Origin of the sequence: Mesorhizobium sp. M0293, from assembly GCF_040321735.1 — a bacterium.
Classification (GTDB): Bacteria; Pseudomonadota; Alphaproteobacteria; order Rhizobiales; family Rhizobiaceae; genus Mesorhizobium.
In genome coordinates this window covers 1-15,373 of sequence record NZ_JAMYSA010000033.1, presented here as the reverse complement: position 1 = coordinate 15,373, position 15,373 = coordinate 1, and the positions used below count along the sequence as shown (strand labels likewise).

17 protein-coding genes and 1 riboswitch are annotated in these 15,373 nt (G+C 61.8%); of the genes, 10 read left to right on the top strand and 7 right to left on the bottom strand.

Features of this window, described 5'->3' with window-relative positions; translation table 11 throughout:
• The first annotated feature begins 40 nt into the window (after positions 1 to 40).
• Positions 41 to 118: riboswitch (SAM riboswitch) on the top strand.
• Between the two features lie 112 nt (positions 119 to 230).
• The 4 genes from metX (at position 231) to NKJ06_RS14670 (ending at position 3,995) form a co-directional block, all read left to right on the top strand.
• Positions 231 to 1,400: a homoserine O-acetyltransferase MetX gene (metX, locus tag NKJ06_RS14685; protein WP_352633992.1), complete on the top strand. Its 1,170-nt coding sequence runs from the start codon at positions 231 to 233 to the stop codon at positions 1,398 to 1,400.
• A gap of 58 nt (positions 1,401 to 1,458) precedes the next feature.
• Positions 1,459 to 2,073: a methionine biosynthesis protein MetW gene (gene metW, locus NKJ06_RS14680; RefSeq protein WP_023757246.1), complete on the top strand. Its 615-nt coding sequence runs from the start codon at positions 1,459 to 1,461 to the stop codon at positions 2,071 to 2,073.
• A gap of 11 nt (positions 2,074 to 2,084) precedes the next feature.
• The gene (locus NKJ06_RS14675) at positions 2,085 to 2,885 is read left to right on the top strand and encodes a Stf0 family sulfotransferase (RefSeq protein WP_352634023.1); all 801 of its coding nucleotides are present in this window, start codon (positions 2,085 to 2,087) and stop codon (positions 2,883 to 2,885) included.
• Between the two features lie 117 nt (positions 2,886 to 3,002).
• Positions 3,003 to 3,995, top strand: a complete 993-nt coding sequence (locus NKJ06_RS14670; RefSeq protein WP_352633995.1) for a glycosyltransferase — start codon at positions 3,003 to 3,005, stop codon at positions 3,993 to 3,995.
• A 57-nt stretch (positions 3,996 to 4,052) separates the two neighbouring features.
• Here the strand turns inward: NKJ06_RS14670 and NKJ06_RS14665 are convergent, their stop codons facing one another.
• A complete protein-coding gene (locus tag NKJ06_RS14665; protein ID WP_352633997.1) occupies positions 4,053 to 4,373 on the bottom strand; it encodes a DUF1330 domain-containing protein in 321 nt (106 codons plus the stop codon).
• 370 nt (positions 4,374 to 4,743) lie between these two features.
• Between NKJ06_RS14665 and NKJ06_RS14660 the strand changes: the two genes are divergently transcribed.
• The gene (locus NKJ06_RS14660) at positions 4,744 to 5,679 is read left to right on the top strand and encodes a glycosyltransferase family 2 protein (RefSeq protein WP_352633999.1); all 936 of its coding nucleotides are present in this window, start codon (positions 4,744 to 4,746) and stop codon (positions 5,677 to 5,679) included.
• Positions 5,680 to 5,746: 67 nt separating this feature from the next.
• Here NKJ06_RS14660 and NKJ06_RS14655 read toward each other — a convergent pair whose 3' ends face one another.
• From NKJ06_RS14655 to NKJ06_RS14645, 3 genes are all read right to left on the bottom strand, one after another.
• Complete coding sequence (locus tag NKJ06_RS14655) at positions 5,747 to 6,550, bottom strand: DUF1194 domain-containing protein (protein WP_352634001.1); 804 nt, start codon at positions 6,548 to 6,550, stop codon at positions 5,747 to 5,749.
• Between the two features lie 85 nt (positions 6,551 to 6,635).
• A complete protein-coding gene (locus tag NKJ06_RS14650; RefSeq protein ID WP_352634003.1) occupies positions 6,636 to 8,462 on the bottom strand; it encodes an ABC transporter ATP-binding protein/permease in 1,827 nt (608 codons plus the stop codon).
• Positions 8,463 to 8,601: 139 nt separating this feature from the next.
• A complete protein-coding gene (locus tag NKJ06_RS14645) occupies positions 8,602 to 9,390 on the bottom strand; it encodes a class I SAM-dependent methyltransferase (RefSeq protein WP_352634005.1) in 789 nt (262 codons plus the stop codon).
• A gap of 177 nt (positions 9,391 to 9,567) precedes the next feature.
• Between NKJ06_RS14645 and gloB the strand changes: the two genes are divergently transcribed.
• Positions 9,568 to 10,335, top strand: coding sequence for a hydroxyacylglutathione hydrolase (gloB, locus tag NKJ06_RS14640; protein ID WP_352634007.1), 768 nt, complete (start codon positions 9,568 to 9,570; stop codon positions 10,333 to 10,335).
• Positions 10,336 to 10,347: 12 nt separating this feature from the next.
• Positions 10,348 to 10,776 carry a cupin domain-containing protein gene (locus NKJ06_RS14635; protein WP_352634009.1) on the top strand — a complete coding sequence of 143 codons (429 nt, stop codon included), beginning with the start codon at positions 10,348 to 10,350 and terminating at the stop codon, positions 10,774 to 10,776.
• On the opposite strand, the gene NKJ06_RS14630 is transcribed toward NKJ06_RS14635, so the two are convergent.
• Genes NKJ06_RS14630 through NKJ06_RS14620 form a run of 3 tightly spaced genes read right to left on the bottom strand, consistent with a single transcriptional unit; the run spans position 10,773 to position 13,159 of the window.
• Positions 10,773 to 11,447 carry a lysoplasmalogenase family protein gene (locus NKJ06_RS14630; protein ID WP_352634010.1) on the bottom strand — a complete coding sequence of 225 codons (675 nt, stop codon included), beginning with the start codon at positions 11,445 to 11,447 and terminating at the stop codon, positions 10,773 to 10,775. The two genes, NKJ06_RS14635 and NKJ06_RS14630, sit on opposite strands and share 4 nt — an antisense overlap.
• Positions 11,444 to 12,337: an aromatic amino acid exporter YddG gene (yddG, locus tag NKJ06_RS14625; protein WP_352634012.1), complete on the bottom strand. Its 894-nt coding sequence runs from the start codon at positions 12,335 to 12,337 to the stop codon at positions 11,444 to 11,446. The genes NKJ06_RS14630 and yddG overlap by 4 nt, the downstream gene beginning before the upstream one ends.
• Before the next feature lie 33 nt (positions 12,338 to 12,370).
• Positions 12,371 to 13,159 carry a DUF3108 domain-containing protein gene (locus tag NKJ06_RS14620; RefSeq protein WP_352634013.1) on the bottom strand — a complete coding sequence of 263 codons (789 nt, stop codon included), beginning with the start codon at positions 13,157 to 13,159 and terminating at the stop codon, positions 12,371 to 12,373.
• A 257-nt stretch (positions 13,160 to 13,416) separates the two neighbouring features.
• On the opposite strand from NKJ06_RS14620, the gene rpmB reads away from it, so the two are divergent.
• The 3 genes from rpmB to NKJ06_RS14605 all read left to right on the top strand — a co-directional run bounded on the left by rpmB (position 13,417) and on the right by NKJ06_RS14605 (position 15,291).
• On the top strand, positions 13,417 to 13,713 hold the full coding sequence (rpmB, locus tag NKJ06_RS14615; protein ID WP_023757258.1) for a 50S ribosomal protein L28: 297 nt from the start codon (positions 13,417 to 13,419) through the stop codon (positions 13,711 to 13,713).
• Positions 13,714 to 13,873: 160 nt separating this feature from the next.
• Entirely contained in the window at positions 13,874 to 14,554 is a 681-nt protein-coding gene (locus NKJ06_RS14610) for a queuosine precursor transporter (protein WP_352634015.1), read from the top strand.
• 59 nt (positions 14,555 to 14,613) lie between these two features.
• Positions 14,614 to 15,291 carry a spermidine synthase gene (locus NKJ06_RS14605; RefSeq protein WP_352634017.1) on the top strand — a complete coding sequence of 226 codons (678 nt, stop codon included), beginning with the start codon at positions 14,614 to 14,616 and terminating at the stop codon, positions 15,289 to 15,291.
• The last annotated feature ends 82 nt before the right edge of the window (positions 15,292 to 15,373 follow it).

Here is a 15,373-nt window from a genome sequence, read left to right as displayed (position 1 = left end):
CTGGCCGTTGACGCCGGCCTGCCGCAGCCCTAGAAGGGGTACTAACTCCCGTGGTGATTTGGCCGGTCGGCTTGCAGCCACGTTAAACAACTTGCTAAAGGGCCGTTTGCATCCTGTAACCGGCTTTGCGACTGCAATGCCGGTTTTTTATTGCCCGCGCCGGCCGGACACCGCATCGGCATCGATTTTCGAAAAGCACGGTGCAGGGATCAAGGTGTGAGATGGATGCAATGGCCGCTCTGCGTGCTCGCAAAACCAACAACGAGGCCGACCAACCGTCGAGCCCGGTTTTGCGTTTTGGACCTGACAAGCCGCTCAAGCTCGACGCCGGCACGCTGCTGTCGCCGTTCCAGATCGCCTACCAGACCTATGGCACGCTGAACGACGCCCGTTCCAATGCCATCCTCGTCTGCCACGCGCTGACCGGCGACCAGCACGTCGCCAGCACCAATCCGGTTACCGGCAAGCCGGGCTGGTGGGAGGTGTTGATCGGCCCCGGCAAGATCATCGACACTAGCCGCTTCTTCGTCATCTGCTCCAATGTCATCGGCGGTTGCCTGGGGTCCACCGGCCCGGCCTCGACCAATCCCGCCACCGGCAAGCCCTATGGGCTCGACCTGCCGATCATCACCATCCGCGACATGGTGCGCGCGCAGCAGATGCTGATCGACCATTTCGGCATCGAAAAACTGTTCTGCGTGCTCGGCGGCTCGATGGGCGGCATGCAGGTGCTGGAATGGGCGTCGAGCTATCCGGAGCGCGTCTTCTCGGCGCTGCCGATCGCCACCGGCGCGCGGCATTCCTCGCAAAATATCGCCTTCCACGAGGTCGGCCGGCAAGCTGTCATGGCCGATCCGGACTGGCATGGCGGCAAATATTTCGAGCACGGCAAACGCCCGGAAAAGGGCTTGGCGGTGGCGCGCATGGCCGCCCACATCACCTATCTGTCCGAGGCTGCCCTGCACCGGAAATTCGGCCGCAATCTGCAGGATCGCGAAGCGCTGACCTTCGGCTTCGACGCCGACTTCCAGATCGAGAGCTATCTGCGCCACCAGGGCATGACCTTCGTCGATCGCTTCGACGCCAATTCCTATCTCTACATGACTCGGTCGATGGACTATTTCGATCTCGCCGCCGACCATGGCGGCCGGTTGGCCGACGCTTTTGCCGGCACCAAAACCCGCTTCTGCCTGGTGTCCTTCACGTCGGATTGGCTGTTTCCGACCGAGGAGAGCCGCTCGATCGTGCATGCGCTCAACGCGGCCGGCGCATCGGTGTCCTTCGTCGAGATCGAGACCGACCGCGGTCACGATGCCTTCCTGCTCGACGAGCCGGAACTGTTTGCCGCCATCAACGGCTTCATCGGCTCGGCGGCCCGGGCCAGAGGGCTCAACGCATGACCCCGAAAAGTTGCAGACTTGGCTGTCCAGGATCATGCTCCAGGCAGGAGGCAAAGCCATGAGTGTCAACCGCGACCAGCGCGTCGACCTCGAGGTCGTCGCCAACCTCATCCCGCCACAGTCGCGCGTGCTCGACGTCGGTTCGGGCGATGGCTCGCTGCTCGAACTGCTGCAGGACACCAAGCAGGTCGACGGCCGTGGCCTGGAACTGTCGCAACGTGGTGTCAACGAATGCGTGGCGCGCGGTCTCTCGGTCATCCAGGGCGATGCCGACAAGGACCTCGAATTCTATCCTGACAAGGGCTTTGACTTCGTCGTCCTGTCGCAGACCCTGCAGGCCACCCGCAACCCGAAGCTGGTTCTCGACGAACTGCTCAGGATCGGCAACCGTGCGATCGTGTCCTTCCCCAATTTCGGCCACTGGCGGGTGCGCCTGTCGCTGTTCATCCAGGGCCGCATGCCGGTGACCAAGGACCTGCCCTATTCCTGGTACGACACGCCCAACATCCATTTCTGCACCATCCGCGACTTCGTCAATCTGTGCGACGAACTCGGCGCGACCGTGGAAAAAGCAACCGCACTCGACGCCAATGGCCAGAAGATCGGCCTGTCGATGCCGTGGTGGTTCTGGAATTTCTTCGGCCAGCAGGCTGTGTTCTTGCTGAAGCGGTAGTCTTGATCGCCATGCATCTTTTTCGTAGGCGCCCTCTGCCAGTTGAAATCCCGCCGGAAATGCTGGCTGGGTTGAAAGCCGGGATTCTCATCTGCACCTCACCGCGCAGCGGCAGCAATCATCTGGCTGGATTGATGGCAGCCGCCGAGCTTGGCAACCCCCTCGAGTGGTTCGGTGGCCGCCGTGTTCTCGCAATGCCGAACTATCCTCGCGATCCCCGTGCCCAGGTTTTGCGTGCATTGAAAGATGGGCGGTCTCCCTCTGGAATTTACGCTGCCAAACTGTTTGCAAGCCAGTTTTTGCAGGTGGCCAAGACTGTGGATCTCCCAGCCAGCCTTCCAGGGCTGCACTACGTGCGCTTGACTCGCCGCGATCTCCTTGGTCAGGCAATCTCTTGGTCACGCGCTCGTCAGACCGGTCGGTTTCGCTCTACTGAGGCTGTTCAGAACTCACCACGCTATGACGGCGCATCGATAGCGGAGGCCCTTGAAAAAATCGTGCTGGAGAATCTGTCGTGGGACATCTGGCTTGCAAAAAACGGATTGTCTTTCCTGTCCTTGACATACGAGGAACTCTTGGCAAATCCACAGGCCAGCCTTGAGAAAGTCGCGAGTCTGGTAGGCGCGCAACTCACATTTGAATCTGCTGAATCTGCACCAGCCCCAAGTTCAGGTCTCGAAATCCAACGAGACAACGTCAATAGGGAGTGGAGGGAGCGCTTCTTGTCGCAATACTCGGACCCCTCAAAATTCAACCTCAGCAATCATCGCGCTTTCGGCACTCTTAGAAACCTGGGCCGGCGTCCGATCTGATCGAAAAGTGACAAGGAGCGCTTTGCGAATCTACTGCCGCTTGATCGATAGGGTTGTCTTTACGTTGGGTTGCGGCGACGATAGCCATCTAGACGCTGATGAATGGTCGGTGCAGAGATGGCTGAGGAACGCGCAACATACTCGCTCGTCTTGGAAATGGAGAACGCCAAATCCATAGATTGGGGCGAAGTCGGCGTTGGACTGAAGGCGCTGGCGCGTGAAATCACTTCGGTTTCCTCAGCCGGCTTGGCCAGACCGAAGGTTGTCATCTCCCACGGCGGAACAGAGGCGGATGCAAAATCGCTTCGTAGCGACATCACAGCGGAAGCACCGCAACTGGAACGAGTTGCCGACGTCATCTTTGCCGCTTGCCCAGGAGGGCGATATTACGACCTGAAGAATAAAGGAATCTTGAAAGCCGATGGGGACGTAATTGTCTTATCCGATTCAGATACCGTAGCTGAACCCGGATGGCTATCAACTTTACTTGAGCCGTTCGCACAATCTGAAATTGTTTGCGTGAACGGATACACCTACCTCTTGCATGATGACTTCTTTTCTAGAACATTTGCTTTGATTTGGTTTTTTCCCATGGCACATGGAGACGGGAGATTTGCTTCAAAGAGGGCAATTAACGCCAATAATATAGCTTTTCGGCGCGACTGGATTACGAAAAATCCTTTCCCAAAACATAATGGGTTCAAAGTCTCCTGCACATTGCTGATGCGCAAACTAAAACTTGAAGGTCACAAGATCTATAATGTCAATGCACGCGCTTACCATTACTCGCCACGTGGCTGGAAATTCTTTTACTGGCGTGCACTGGTAACCGGTCGCGATGCCGACCGCAAATATGTGGAGCTTAGTGCGCCTAGCCGCACGCAACGGGTGGCGAAGTCTTTCAGCCGATGGTTCACCATGTCGTGGCGCACAACACGACGTATCGTTGGCCATGCCCGAGAAGCAGGGATGCCGCTTTGGCAAATTCCATTTTCCCTGATTGTCGGTCAGGCATTTTATGGCTTGGCGTTTTGGGGCCAGTTCAGTTTCGCTACCGGCATGGTTCGCGACGAAATCGAGACCGTGCCTGACTATGTCGGGCACAGCTAGGCGATTTATCGCGATCCCTTGCGCCACGCCCGCAACGTTGCATTGGTCTGGCACCAGTCAACTCAGAACATCCGTGGCCTTGTGCGGGTATTCGACGCCATCGGCGAACACCGCGTCGGACTCCGAATTGTCTGTACGCAGCGCCAGTATCGCCTGGTAGGCCGGCGAGCTATACCAGTTACGCGCATGCTGCCTGTCGGGAAATTCGATGATGATCAGATGACCAGGCCAGTCGTTCTCGATCACCTCCACATCGCCGCCATGAATCAGAAAACGGCCGCTGAAAACCTCCAGCGTGGCATCGATCTTGTGCAGATATTCGACGATCTGCGGGCCCAGCGTGGCCTGGCGCATATGGGCAACGGCATAGGCGGTCATGATTTTGCATTCCCTTTGTAGCGAAGCCGACCAGCCGACCTCGCAATAGCAATCTGCTCAAACGTTGAGCGCGAAGCGATTACGTCCGAGGTAATGGAATACATGCTATCGGTCGCGGCGGGTCGCTTCCGGGGTGATTCGCAAATGCTCTGTCCGGCAGTGCTGTTGCAATTGGAGCGCTAACAACGGGAATTCGTTATCTCGCGCGGGCCAAGGACCCGCACGGTGAGTGACACGGGCAGCTGGTTTTTGTAACGTCACATCGACTATGAGGTGTAGCGAAAAGGAAAGTCCGATCCATTCGACCGTTCTGAAAATCGAAAAGTCCTGGATAGACGCGCAACCCTGCGCAGGAAACAGCTGACACGACATGGCCGGGATCATCGAACCGACACCTCTCATCACGGTCATAACGCCGACCCACGACCGGCGCGAATCAGTGTTGCGCGCCGTGGGAAGCGTGCTTTCCCAGAGCATGCCAAGGCTTGAGCATATTGTCGTTGACGATGGCTCGACCGATGGAACCGAGGCGGCGCTCGCCCGCATTCAAGATCCGCGGCTGATCTATGTCGGCGCGAAATGGCGAGGCGCCAACGCCGCCAGGAATGCCGGCATCGAGCGAGCGCGGGCGCCCGTGGTGACGTTCCTTGATTCGGACGACGTCTACCTGCCGCACCGGCTTGAACGGACCCTGGCCTGCTTCGATGACAATCCCACACTTCAGGTGCTGATCAGCTCTTTTGTCTCCCTGAAGGGCAACCGCGCCACCAATTGCGTCAACCGCGATGCATTCGTGAGCCCGACGATGCTGGAACGGACGCTGGTAGCGCAAACGATCTTCATCGCCGGCTCCGCGATAACCGCCCGCCGCGAGGCCTTGCTGGGCATTGGCGGCTATGACAGCGACATCACCCGGATGCAGGACCGGGAATTGCTGCTGCGGCTAGCGCGCCGCCATGGCGCGCGTTTATCCGAGGACATCGACTGGACAAAATACAATTCGGAAAACTCGATTTCGGGCTGCCGTAACGGCTATGTCGAAGCCTATGCGAACCTGATGGGCAAACATCCGCATATTGCCGACGCCTACCCGCACATTCCGCCCTACATGATTTCGCGGCAGATTATCGCCGATATCCTCAGAGGCCGGATACCTCAAGCATTTGAGGGCTACATGGCCAACCGCTCGTCGAAAGCGCTCGGCTACTCGCTGTCGGAGCTGATGCACGGCTATGTCCACGGCCGGCGCTGGCGCCGCGATCTCTACAATGAGTTCCGCGACAAGTTTGGCGCCCGACCGGCCTAGTTGCATGTCGCCCAAACGTGTCCAGCGGTTTTGGGACAACGACGTTCACGACAAGTCCCGGCACGGCTCACCGGTCGAGTTCCGGAAAATACGGATCGGACAGGAACCGCCTGTCCCGCTCGCCTTGCAGACAGTCTATCGGCGTCGCCGCGTCGACGGTGATGATTCTCGCCTTGTCCTGAACGCCGCTTACTTCGAGGATCAGCTTGCGCCGGATGGCCGTCGAAAATTCGGCGGCCGCATAAATCGGAAGCACGAAGGAACCGGGCCCTCCGGTCACGCACTGCGCATAATACTGGTCGAGATGATTGAAGGTGGGCGATGGGCTGATCAGGATCGGCAGGCCATTGACGACGATGCCTTTTGCGGTCGCCGCATCACGCGTCGCGGTGACAGGCGGCCCGATATTGTTCGGACCGTCACCGGAAATATCGATGACGCTGCGTTCGCCCTCGAAAGAAATGCGGTCGAAAAGCTCGGTGCCGAAGGCCAGCGCACCGGAAATCGACGTGCCGCGGAAGCTGCGGAACGGGCGGGCCGCAACCTTGTCGGCAAAGCTGTTGGCGCTCTCGGCGCTGTCGATGATCTGCCAGCCTATGACTGCGTCGTCGCGCACCGTGCCGGCCCATTCGAAATAGGCGAGCGCGATGCGGCCCTTGGCGCCGGCGCGGACAGCCTCGATGAAGTCGGGATGCCGCAGCGCCTCGACATAACCGGCGCGCTGCAGGGCGAACTCCTTCTCGTCCATCGACAGCGAGATGTCGACCGCCAGCACAAGCTCGACGTCGACGGCCAGCGCATCCGGCGGCGAGGCAGCGGGAGCGGCCTGGGCGCAGGCAAGACAGACAAGCAGGCGCAGAGCATCAAGCATGGCCGTCGCCAGGGTTGTTTCTCCCCGGGAGCTTCACTCGCGATCACGGCAAAATAAAGCTTGGCACCGGTAAGCCGACATCGGCCTATGCCTTGCGGCGAGCGGCGACTGGCGGCGGTTCGATCGCGCCGGCCCTGATGCGGGCGGGCTTCAGAGCCGGCGCACCGGAATCCTTGACGATCGTCAACGCGCGCGAAAAGAAGTGATCGTTGTGCAGGCCGCGCCCGATGTTGAGGATCGCGGTCCCCGGCAAACGCTTCTCGAGCATCGACAGCACGCGTCTTAGCGACGGGCCGTCGAACGCATCCAGCGCTTCATCGATGATCACCCATTTAGGCTGCCGCAAGGCGAGCCTGGCGAAGGCCAGCGAGCGCTGTTCGTCATCGCCCAACTCGTGGTCCCAGCGCCCGGCGCGGTCGAGCGACGACGACAGCCGCTCGAGACCGACCTCGGCGAGCACCGCCGAAATCTCGGCATCGCTCGCCGGCGCAGCTCCATTAGAATGATCAAGCACCTCGCGCAACGTACCGACCGGGAAATAAGGGACGCGCGGCACGAATAGTGGGGGTTCCCCCGCCGGCAGGCTGATCCGTCCGCTTCCCCATGGCCACAGGCCGGCAATGGCGCGGAAGAACAGCGTCTTGCCGGCACCCCGGTCGCCGGTGATTATGACGCGCTCGCCGGGGCGGATTTCGACATGCTGGTCGGCGAGCCTAGTGCAGCCCTCCGGCGAAGCCACTTCGAGCTTCTCGAAAGTCAGGCTGCCATTGGGATTTTCGTCGAAGGCGATGCGCTTTTCCGTGTCGTGCAGCACATCGGTTTCATTAAGCGCGATGCGGAAGTCGGCGACGCGCATGAGCGTTGCGCGCCAATCGGCGATGCTGCCGATGTTGTTGATGAACCAGCGCAGCGACGAATGGACCTGGTTGAAGGCGCCGACAGCCATCATCAGGCCGCCAAAGCTGATATCGCCTGAGAAATAGACCGGCGAGGCGACCAGGATGGGTGCCACGACGGTGATCCAGCCATAGGTGTCGGTCACCCAGGCCAGGTTGATCTGGGCGCTGTAGATGCGCCGCATGGCGCCCAGCACCGTACCGAGGTCGAGTTCGAGCCGTCGCCTGGCGTCGGGCTCGCCATGGTACAATGCAATGGCATCGACATTCTCGTTGACCCGCACCATCGAGGAGCGCAGCTCGGCTTCGCGCGTGTAGCGGTCGCTGTTGAGGCTGATGAGCGGGCGTCCGACCAGCCAGCTCAGCCAGGAGGCGGTGCCGGCATAGAGGATGGCGGCCCAGACCATGTAGCCCGGTATAGCCAGCGAGGTTCCGCCGATGTGGAAGACGAAGCCCGAGGACAGCTCCCACAGCACGCCGACGAAGGACACGAGCAGGATGCATGACTGCAGCAGGCCGACGCCGAGATCCGTCGAAAGGTCGGAAAGATGCGCGGCATCCTGCTGCATGCGCTGGTCGGGATTGACGCCGATGGCGCCGGCATTGGCCAGCCGGAAGGCACGCGCCGGCCTCATCCACTGGTCGATCAGGTCCAGCGTCAGCGCTTGGCGCAGCTTGAGCCTGATCATCTGGTTGAGCCAGGTCTGGCCGATGTTGAGCACCAGAAGTCCACCGGCTATTGCCGCAAAGACGAGAAGCTGGTGCAGGAAGGCCGCCATGTCGCGGCGCGCGAGCGCATCGTAGAAAGGCTGATTCCAGCGGTTGAGCAAAACCTGGCCGATCGACGTTGCGATGATCACGGCCATGATGCCAACCGATGTCCAGAGCAACCACTTGCGAACCGGCGATCCCGCCAGCGCTCGCCTGATCGTCGCCACCTGATCGCTCAGGCTGCTGGCTTCGACCGCCACGGCAACCTGCTGAACGGTGGCGGCATAGTCCGGTTGATCAGCCATGGCCGAGGTCCTTGCGTTCAGTGCTGAAACCGGTTGGAGAGACTTGAAGGTATCCGTCGTTCAAATGGGCTGCCAAATGGGCCGTCAGTCCACTTGCGACAGATAGGCGGGGAAACGACGCCGGGCACTCTTGCCGTGATCACGAAGCCGTCACCCGTGCAACCGATGGCTTGATGTCCCCGGCCTCATTGCGACGGCCAAGCCGGGTGGCGCCATGCGGCGACAGCACCGGCACGAAGACACGGCGCGAGGCCCGCTGGGCGACAGGCACGCCTTGATAGAGCCGCTTCTGCGCCTCGACGACGATGACCCCGGAAAAGATCGGCCACAGCCGCCGGCCGGCGCGTTCAAGCACATTGTGGAACTGCATCATGAAGCGCCGCCGCGATGGCGGGAAGAACAGCGCATCGGACCAGGACGCGGGCGTGAAATTCGCCTCGCGTAGCAATTCAGTGAGCTGTCCACGCGAAAAAGGCCGGCCATTGCCGAACGGCGTGTGCTCGAAGCGCGCCCAGACGCCGCGCCGGTTGGGCACGACGATGACCACTCGGCCTGCCGGCGACAGCACACGCCAGATCTCGTTCAGCGTCTCACGCGGGTTCTCGACATGTTCGAGCGAATGGACGAGCAGCATGCGGTCGATGCAGGAATCGACCAGCGGCAATTCCTCGTCGAAGACCAATGCCGTCGCCGTGGGTCCCGTCGCCGGCCACACCACCGCGCCCTGCGTTGCCGGCATGAAGGCGAAGACCCGCTCGGCATCGGCGCCGAAGCGCTCCAGCCAAGGCAAGGTGTAGCCGAGGCCGACCAGCCGCTCGTTGGGCACGGCTGCCCATATCGACGACAACGCCATGGTGATCGAATGCTCGGCGAACCGGCCGAGCGTTGTCGAATAAAAGGAGCGAAGATCGACGATGTCGGAGTGCATGGCAGGGATGTAGCCGTGATATCGTCGGGTTTCAACAAAAGGCCTCGACGAGCCCGACATTCCGGGAATGACATTCGACATTCCGGGATGTTGTCCAACATCCCGAATGTTGCTCAACATCCGGGATGACATCCGAACGCCAGCGCCCTATGTCTGCGGCGATAATGGAGAGATGCGATGCCGGTCGAAATCGAACAGTTCATGTGCCGCACCGACAATTTTGGCGTGCTGGCGCATGACCCCAAAAGCGGCCAGACCGCGATCATCGACGCGCCCGAGGAAGCGCCGATCCTGGCCGCGCTCAAGCGCACCGGCTGGACGCCGACGATGATCCTGACCACGCATCATCATGCCGACCATGTCGAGGCCAATCTGGCGCTGAAGCAGCGCTTCAAGCTGCGCATCGTCGGCCCGGAAGCGGAAAAAGCCAAGATTCCTGGCATCGACGAAACCGTCGAAGACGGCTCGGTTCTCCATCTTGGCGATGAAAAGATCGAGGTGATCGCAACGCCCGGCCACACAGCCGGCCACGTCTCCTACTATTTTCCTGGATCGAAAGTGGCGTTCACTGCCGACACGCTGTTTGCGCTGGGGTGTGGGCGCCTGTTCGAATGCAAGCCGCCGGTGATGTATGATTCGCTGAAGAAGCTGGCGGCGCTTCCGGCTGAAACGGTCGTCTATTGCGGCCACGAATACACGCTCTCCAACGCCCGTTTCGCGCTGACCGTCGATCCAACCAATTCGGCGCTGAAGGAACGCGCCGCCAAAATCGAGGCACTGCGTACCGCCGGCAAGCCGACGCTGCCGACGACGATCGGCGAGGAACTGTCGACCAATCCCTTCCTGCGCTGGCACGATCCGGCGATCCGCAAGCATCTTGGGCTGGAGAAAGCCTCGGACGCCGAGGTCTTTGCCGAAATCCGCAAGCGCAAGGACAATTTCTAGAGCATTCGGGCCATGACCAGCTCCGCCGAAATCATCGCGACGCTCGGCCTGAAGCCGCATCCGGAAGGCGGCTGGTACGCGGAGACCTTTCGCGATGACGCCAGCGGTGCGCGCGGCCATTCGACCGCGATCTATTTCCTGCTGGAACAGCATCAGGTTTCGGCCTGGCACCGGGTCAAGGACGCCGCCGAGGTCTGGCATTTCCATGCCGGCGCCCCGTTGGCGCTCTCGGTGTGGGAAGAAGGCAGCGCCGTTATAGAGCAGGTGCTCGGCATCGATCTCGCAGCCGGTGAGCGGCCGCAGATCGTCGTCCCGGCAGGCTGGTGGCAATCGGCGCGCAGCCTGGGTGAATGGACGCTGGTCGGCTGTACCGTCGCGCCGGGCTTTGAGTTCGCCGCCTTTGAGCTGGCCGAGCCGGGCTGGCAGCCTGGACAATCCTAACTTAGCAAGAATCCGAGCGTGATCGCGAGTTGAGCGGCATAGTACAGCACCCATACGGCAAAGCGCATCCAGGCGCGGTGCGGCGAAATGGCGGCCACCAGGAATTTCTCCGTGGCTAGCAACCCGTCCGATGCCATGAACAGCACGGCGCCGCCGATAATCCAGGCGCTGCTTGTCGTCAGCGCCGAAACGCCCATCGCCAGGATCGCAGCGACATAGACGGCGATCGGGACACGCAGGCCGGGACCGACGCGGCGCCAGAGCGCCGCCAGCATTACGACCGCAAACACCGCCATGGCCAGCGCGATTGCCCCTCGCCATGATTCGGCGCCCAGCAATTCCAAGCCGCCGCCAGTGCGCAGGAACAGCACGATATAGACGACGTGCGCGAGGAGAAAACTGGCGAGCCCGCCGAGAAACGCCTTTTCACCGTCGCGCGATAGAAAGGCATTGCCAACGGCGCTGAGCGCGAGCGCGGCGATCAGCAGCAGCGGACCACCTTGCAGCACCGCCAACACGGCAAGCATCGCCACGGCAAGCGTCTTTGCCGCCGAACGGGCGAGCGTCGGCGGCATGCCAAGCGTGAACGCGTAGATCACCGCCGCCGCCAGCGAAAAGATCAGCGTCGCATTGGCATTGGCGTCGATGCCGCCGGCAAACGGCATCGTCATGCCCCGGCTCCGCTTTCGGCTGCTGCCGGCTTGCGCAGGAACAGTGACTTTGCCGCCAGAGCCGCGCCGCCGGTGATGAGTACACAGGCAGCGAGGATGCGCAGCGACGGCTCGGCGACACCGGCCGCGATCAGCACAAGCGTCGACAACAGCGGTGCGGCGTAGCTTGCGGCGCCCAGCACCTGGATGTTGCCGCGCTTGACGCCGACGTCCCAGGCGTAGAAGGCCGCCCCGACCGGCATCAGGCCAAGGCCGAGCACGGCCAGCCACTGCCCGGCGCCGTCAGGCAGCACGGTTTGTTCCAGCGCCAAGTGGCAGGCGAGCGACAACACCGCGGTCGCCGCGCAGAACCAGGTGACGATGCTGGTCGGCACCGACGGAAAGCGCCGCGACAACAGCGAATAGGACGACCACAGCACGGCGCAGACGGCGGCCATGGCATAGCCGAAGGTGTAACGGGCATCGAAGGCCAGCCCACCACCCTTGGTGACGATCAGCACGGTACCTGCAAGGCCGAGCAGCGCGCCGACGACATGGTTCCAGGCCAGGCGCTCGCCCGGCATCAGCGCCGAGCCAAGCACGATCAACAAAGGCCACAGATAGGCGATCAGGCTCGCCTCCACCGCCGGCGCATTGCGCAGCGCGGTGAAGTAGAAGAAGTGGTAGCCGAACAGGCCGGCAATGCCGATCAGCCAGACTTGGCGAGGGATTTTCTGGCCCTTGTCGGGTGCTGGCATGAACAGTCGCGCGACGAGCCCGACGCCGGTGCCGATCGAGAAGGTGATTGCCGACAAAAGGAACGGCGGCACTTGGCCGGACGCATCGGTGAGTAGCGCCAGCAGCGCCCACATGGCGACCGCCGAAAAGCCGATCAGTGTTGCGCGCCCCATTCCGTCTCCAGTGGCGCGCGTATGGCGCCTGGCCTATTGTACCGCTTCGAAACGCCCGGCGCTGATGGTCAAGGTGCCGATCTGCGTGCCCACCGTGGCGTGGATCGGCGCATATATGCCGGTTTGGCCGAGCGGTGCAAACGTCACCATCATGCGGCTGCGGTTCTTGAGATAATTGAGCGCCTTGCGGCCCTTGCGGTAACCCGCCACCGGCTCGAAGCCCATTCGACAGGTAATGGTGTCGCCCTTGTAGCCCGGCACCGAGATCGTGCCCTTCGAAGCGTAGGTCAGTGTGAGATCGGCGCGCATCTCGCCATCATAGAACTTCACCGTGCGGCCGCAGACCTGATCGAGACTGTCGGCATGGATGACGGTGGCGGCCATCGGATCGAGCACCGACGCCAGATCGCCGGCACTGATCGGCACCCAGCTCTTGGGGTCGCGCTTGCCTGGCGCCGGGGTGACCTGAGTCGAGGTGACCGCGCCATTGGCAAAGCGGATATCGACCACCGATGCCTTCTTGCCGGAGGTGTAGTCGGCACGGAACGCCTGCGGCACCATCTTCTTGCCCGCAATCGTGCCTTTGGACGAGATCGTGCCACGCGTGTCGTCGAACAATTTGGCCAGCCCTGCCGCGCTGACGCTGCCATCGATCGCGTAGGCGCCGTTCTCATAGCGGCTGGAAAACGTTGATTTCGCTATCGAAAGGCCAAGGAACGACACCGTGTACTCACCCTTGAACGACTGTGGCGAGGCAGCAGAAGCGGCGGACGGCAAGGCAATGGCAAGCAAGGCAGCAAGGGCATGAGACGAACGAAACATGGCGGGATCGGGTCCTTGATTTTCGGCCGGAGGCGGGCAACTCCGGTCTGGCATGTCCCTATCAGACCGCTTATAGGATGAATTCCGGCCTTAATATGAAATGCCGGGCGCGTCCGTGGGGAAGCCGGAGCTTGACGCCCCGGCGAAATGCAACTATGGAACGCCAACTTTTTCCATAAGGCCGCCTGACCAGAACCGCGCGCCACCCGGCGTGGGCACAAAGGTTTGGCAGACCCCGAGAACTGAAGGTTAGAACAATGTCCCGCACCTGCGAACTCACTGCCAAGGCAGTCATGTCCGGCAACAATGTGAGCCACGCCAACAACAAGACCAAGCGTCGCTTTCTGCCGAATCTCGTCAACGTGACGCTGATTTCGGAAGCACTGAACCAGAATGTGCGCCTGCGCATTTCGGCCAACGCGCTGCGTTCGGTCGAACATCGCGGCGGTCTCGACGCCTTCCTGGCCAAGGCCGACGTCAAGGAATTGTCGCAGCGCGCCCGTCTGTTGAAGAAGCAGATCGCCAAGAAGATCGCCGAGCAGGTCGCCGCCTGACATCGTTTTAAGGCGGGGGACGACCGCCCTGGCCACCTCTTGTTGGCCTTAAGCATCGGATCGAACCCGCAAGGTTTCGGCAATCCGATGTTCAAATACGAAGCGAGCATCGCCCGGATGGACATGATGCTCCGCTGGTTCCATTACCCAGGATAAAAAAATGCCTTCCTTCTCGCGATACCTGCCATTCGTGGCCGCCATGGCGCTTGTCGTCGTGGCGTCGAACATTCTCGTGCAATTCCCGATGCAGGGCCAGATCAGCGGCCTGTCGCTGGCCGACCTTTTGACCTGGGGCGCCTTCACCTATCCCTTCTCCTTCCTGGTCACGGATCTCGCCAACCGCCGCTACGGGCCCACCGTGGCGCGCAGGATCGTCTTTGTCGGCTTCATGACGGCGGTGATCTGCTCGATCCTTGTCCCGCCCTTCCTGTTCCGCCATGGCCTGATCGAATTCGAGACCGCCGCCGGCCGGCTGGTGCGGATCGCGGCGGCGTCCGGCGCGGCGTTCCTCAGCGCGCAATTGCTCGATGTGACCGTCTTCAACCGGCTGCGCCAGCAGAGCTGGTGGCGGGCGCCGATCGTCGGCACGCTGGTCGGATCGGTGTTCGATACCGCCGTATTCTTCACTGTCGCGTTCTCGGCCGCGTTTGCCTTCGCCGGTCCGAACGACAGCTTTGCGCTTGAAACCGCACCTTTGATGGGCGTCTTCCATGTCGATGGCATGCGCTGGATTTCCTGGGCGCTTGGCGATCTCTCGGTGAAGCTGATCATCGCCGTCGTCGCGCTCATCCCCTACCGGCTGCTCGCCACCCGCTGGAGTCAACCGGCAGTCGCGGCTTAAACCATGATCCCGAAAAGTGGGACCCGGTTTTCGGAAAAGATCATGGTCGGACAAAGATCATGATCCCGTGGGTCCAGCTAGACTCTGCTAGGACACCCGACGGCGCACAAGAGCTTCGCCTCAAGCGGCGCGGGTCAGAATTCTCGATCATGCTCGGCAGCAACGAGCTGATGAACAGCCGCCTCAGCGGCTCCGAGCAAGCACTGGCAAAGCTGTCCTGCGCGCGCGTCGCCGGCCATCGGCGGCCAAGGATCCTGATCGGCGGGCTCGGCATGGGCTTTACGCTGCGCGCCGCACTCGCTGAACTCGGCAATGATGCCAGCATCGTCGTCGCGGAGTTGGTGCCGGCGGTCGTCGCCTGGGCACACGGCCCGATGGCGGAGATCTTTGGCGGCTGTCTCGACGATCCGCGCGTCAGCATCCGGGAGACGGATGTCGGGCAGCTGATACGGTCTGAGCCCGCAGCCTGGGACGCCATCCTCCTGGATGTCGACAACGGCCCGGAAGGCATCGTCCACAAATCCAACGATGCGCTTTACAGCCTGCAGGGCCTCAGTGCCGCGCGCAGCGCCCTCAAGCCGGGCGGCGTGCTGACGGTGTGGTCGCAAGGCCCCGACAGCGGCTTCACGCGGCGGCTGAAGCAAGCCGGCTTCGCGGTCGAGGAGGTCAATATACGTGCCAACGGCAAGCGAGGCGCGCGCCATGTCATCTGGGTAGCGACCAACGGCTCACGGTGAACAGTCGCCCCCCCGCCCGAGGGGGGGGGGCGGGGGGGGAGGGCGCGGGTGGGGCGGCGGGGCTGCGCCGCCCCCCCCCCAC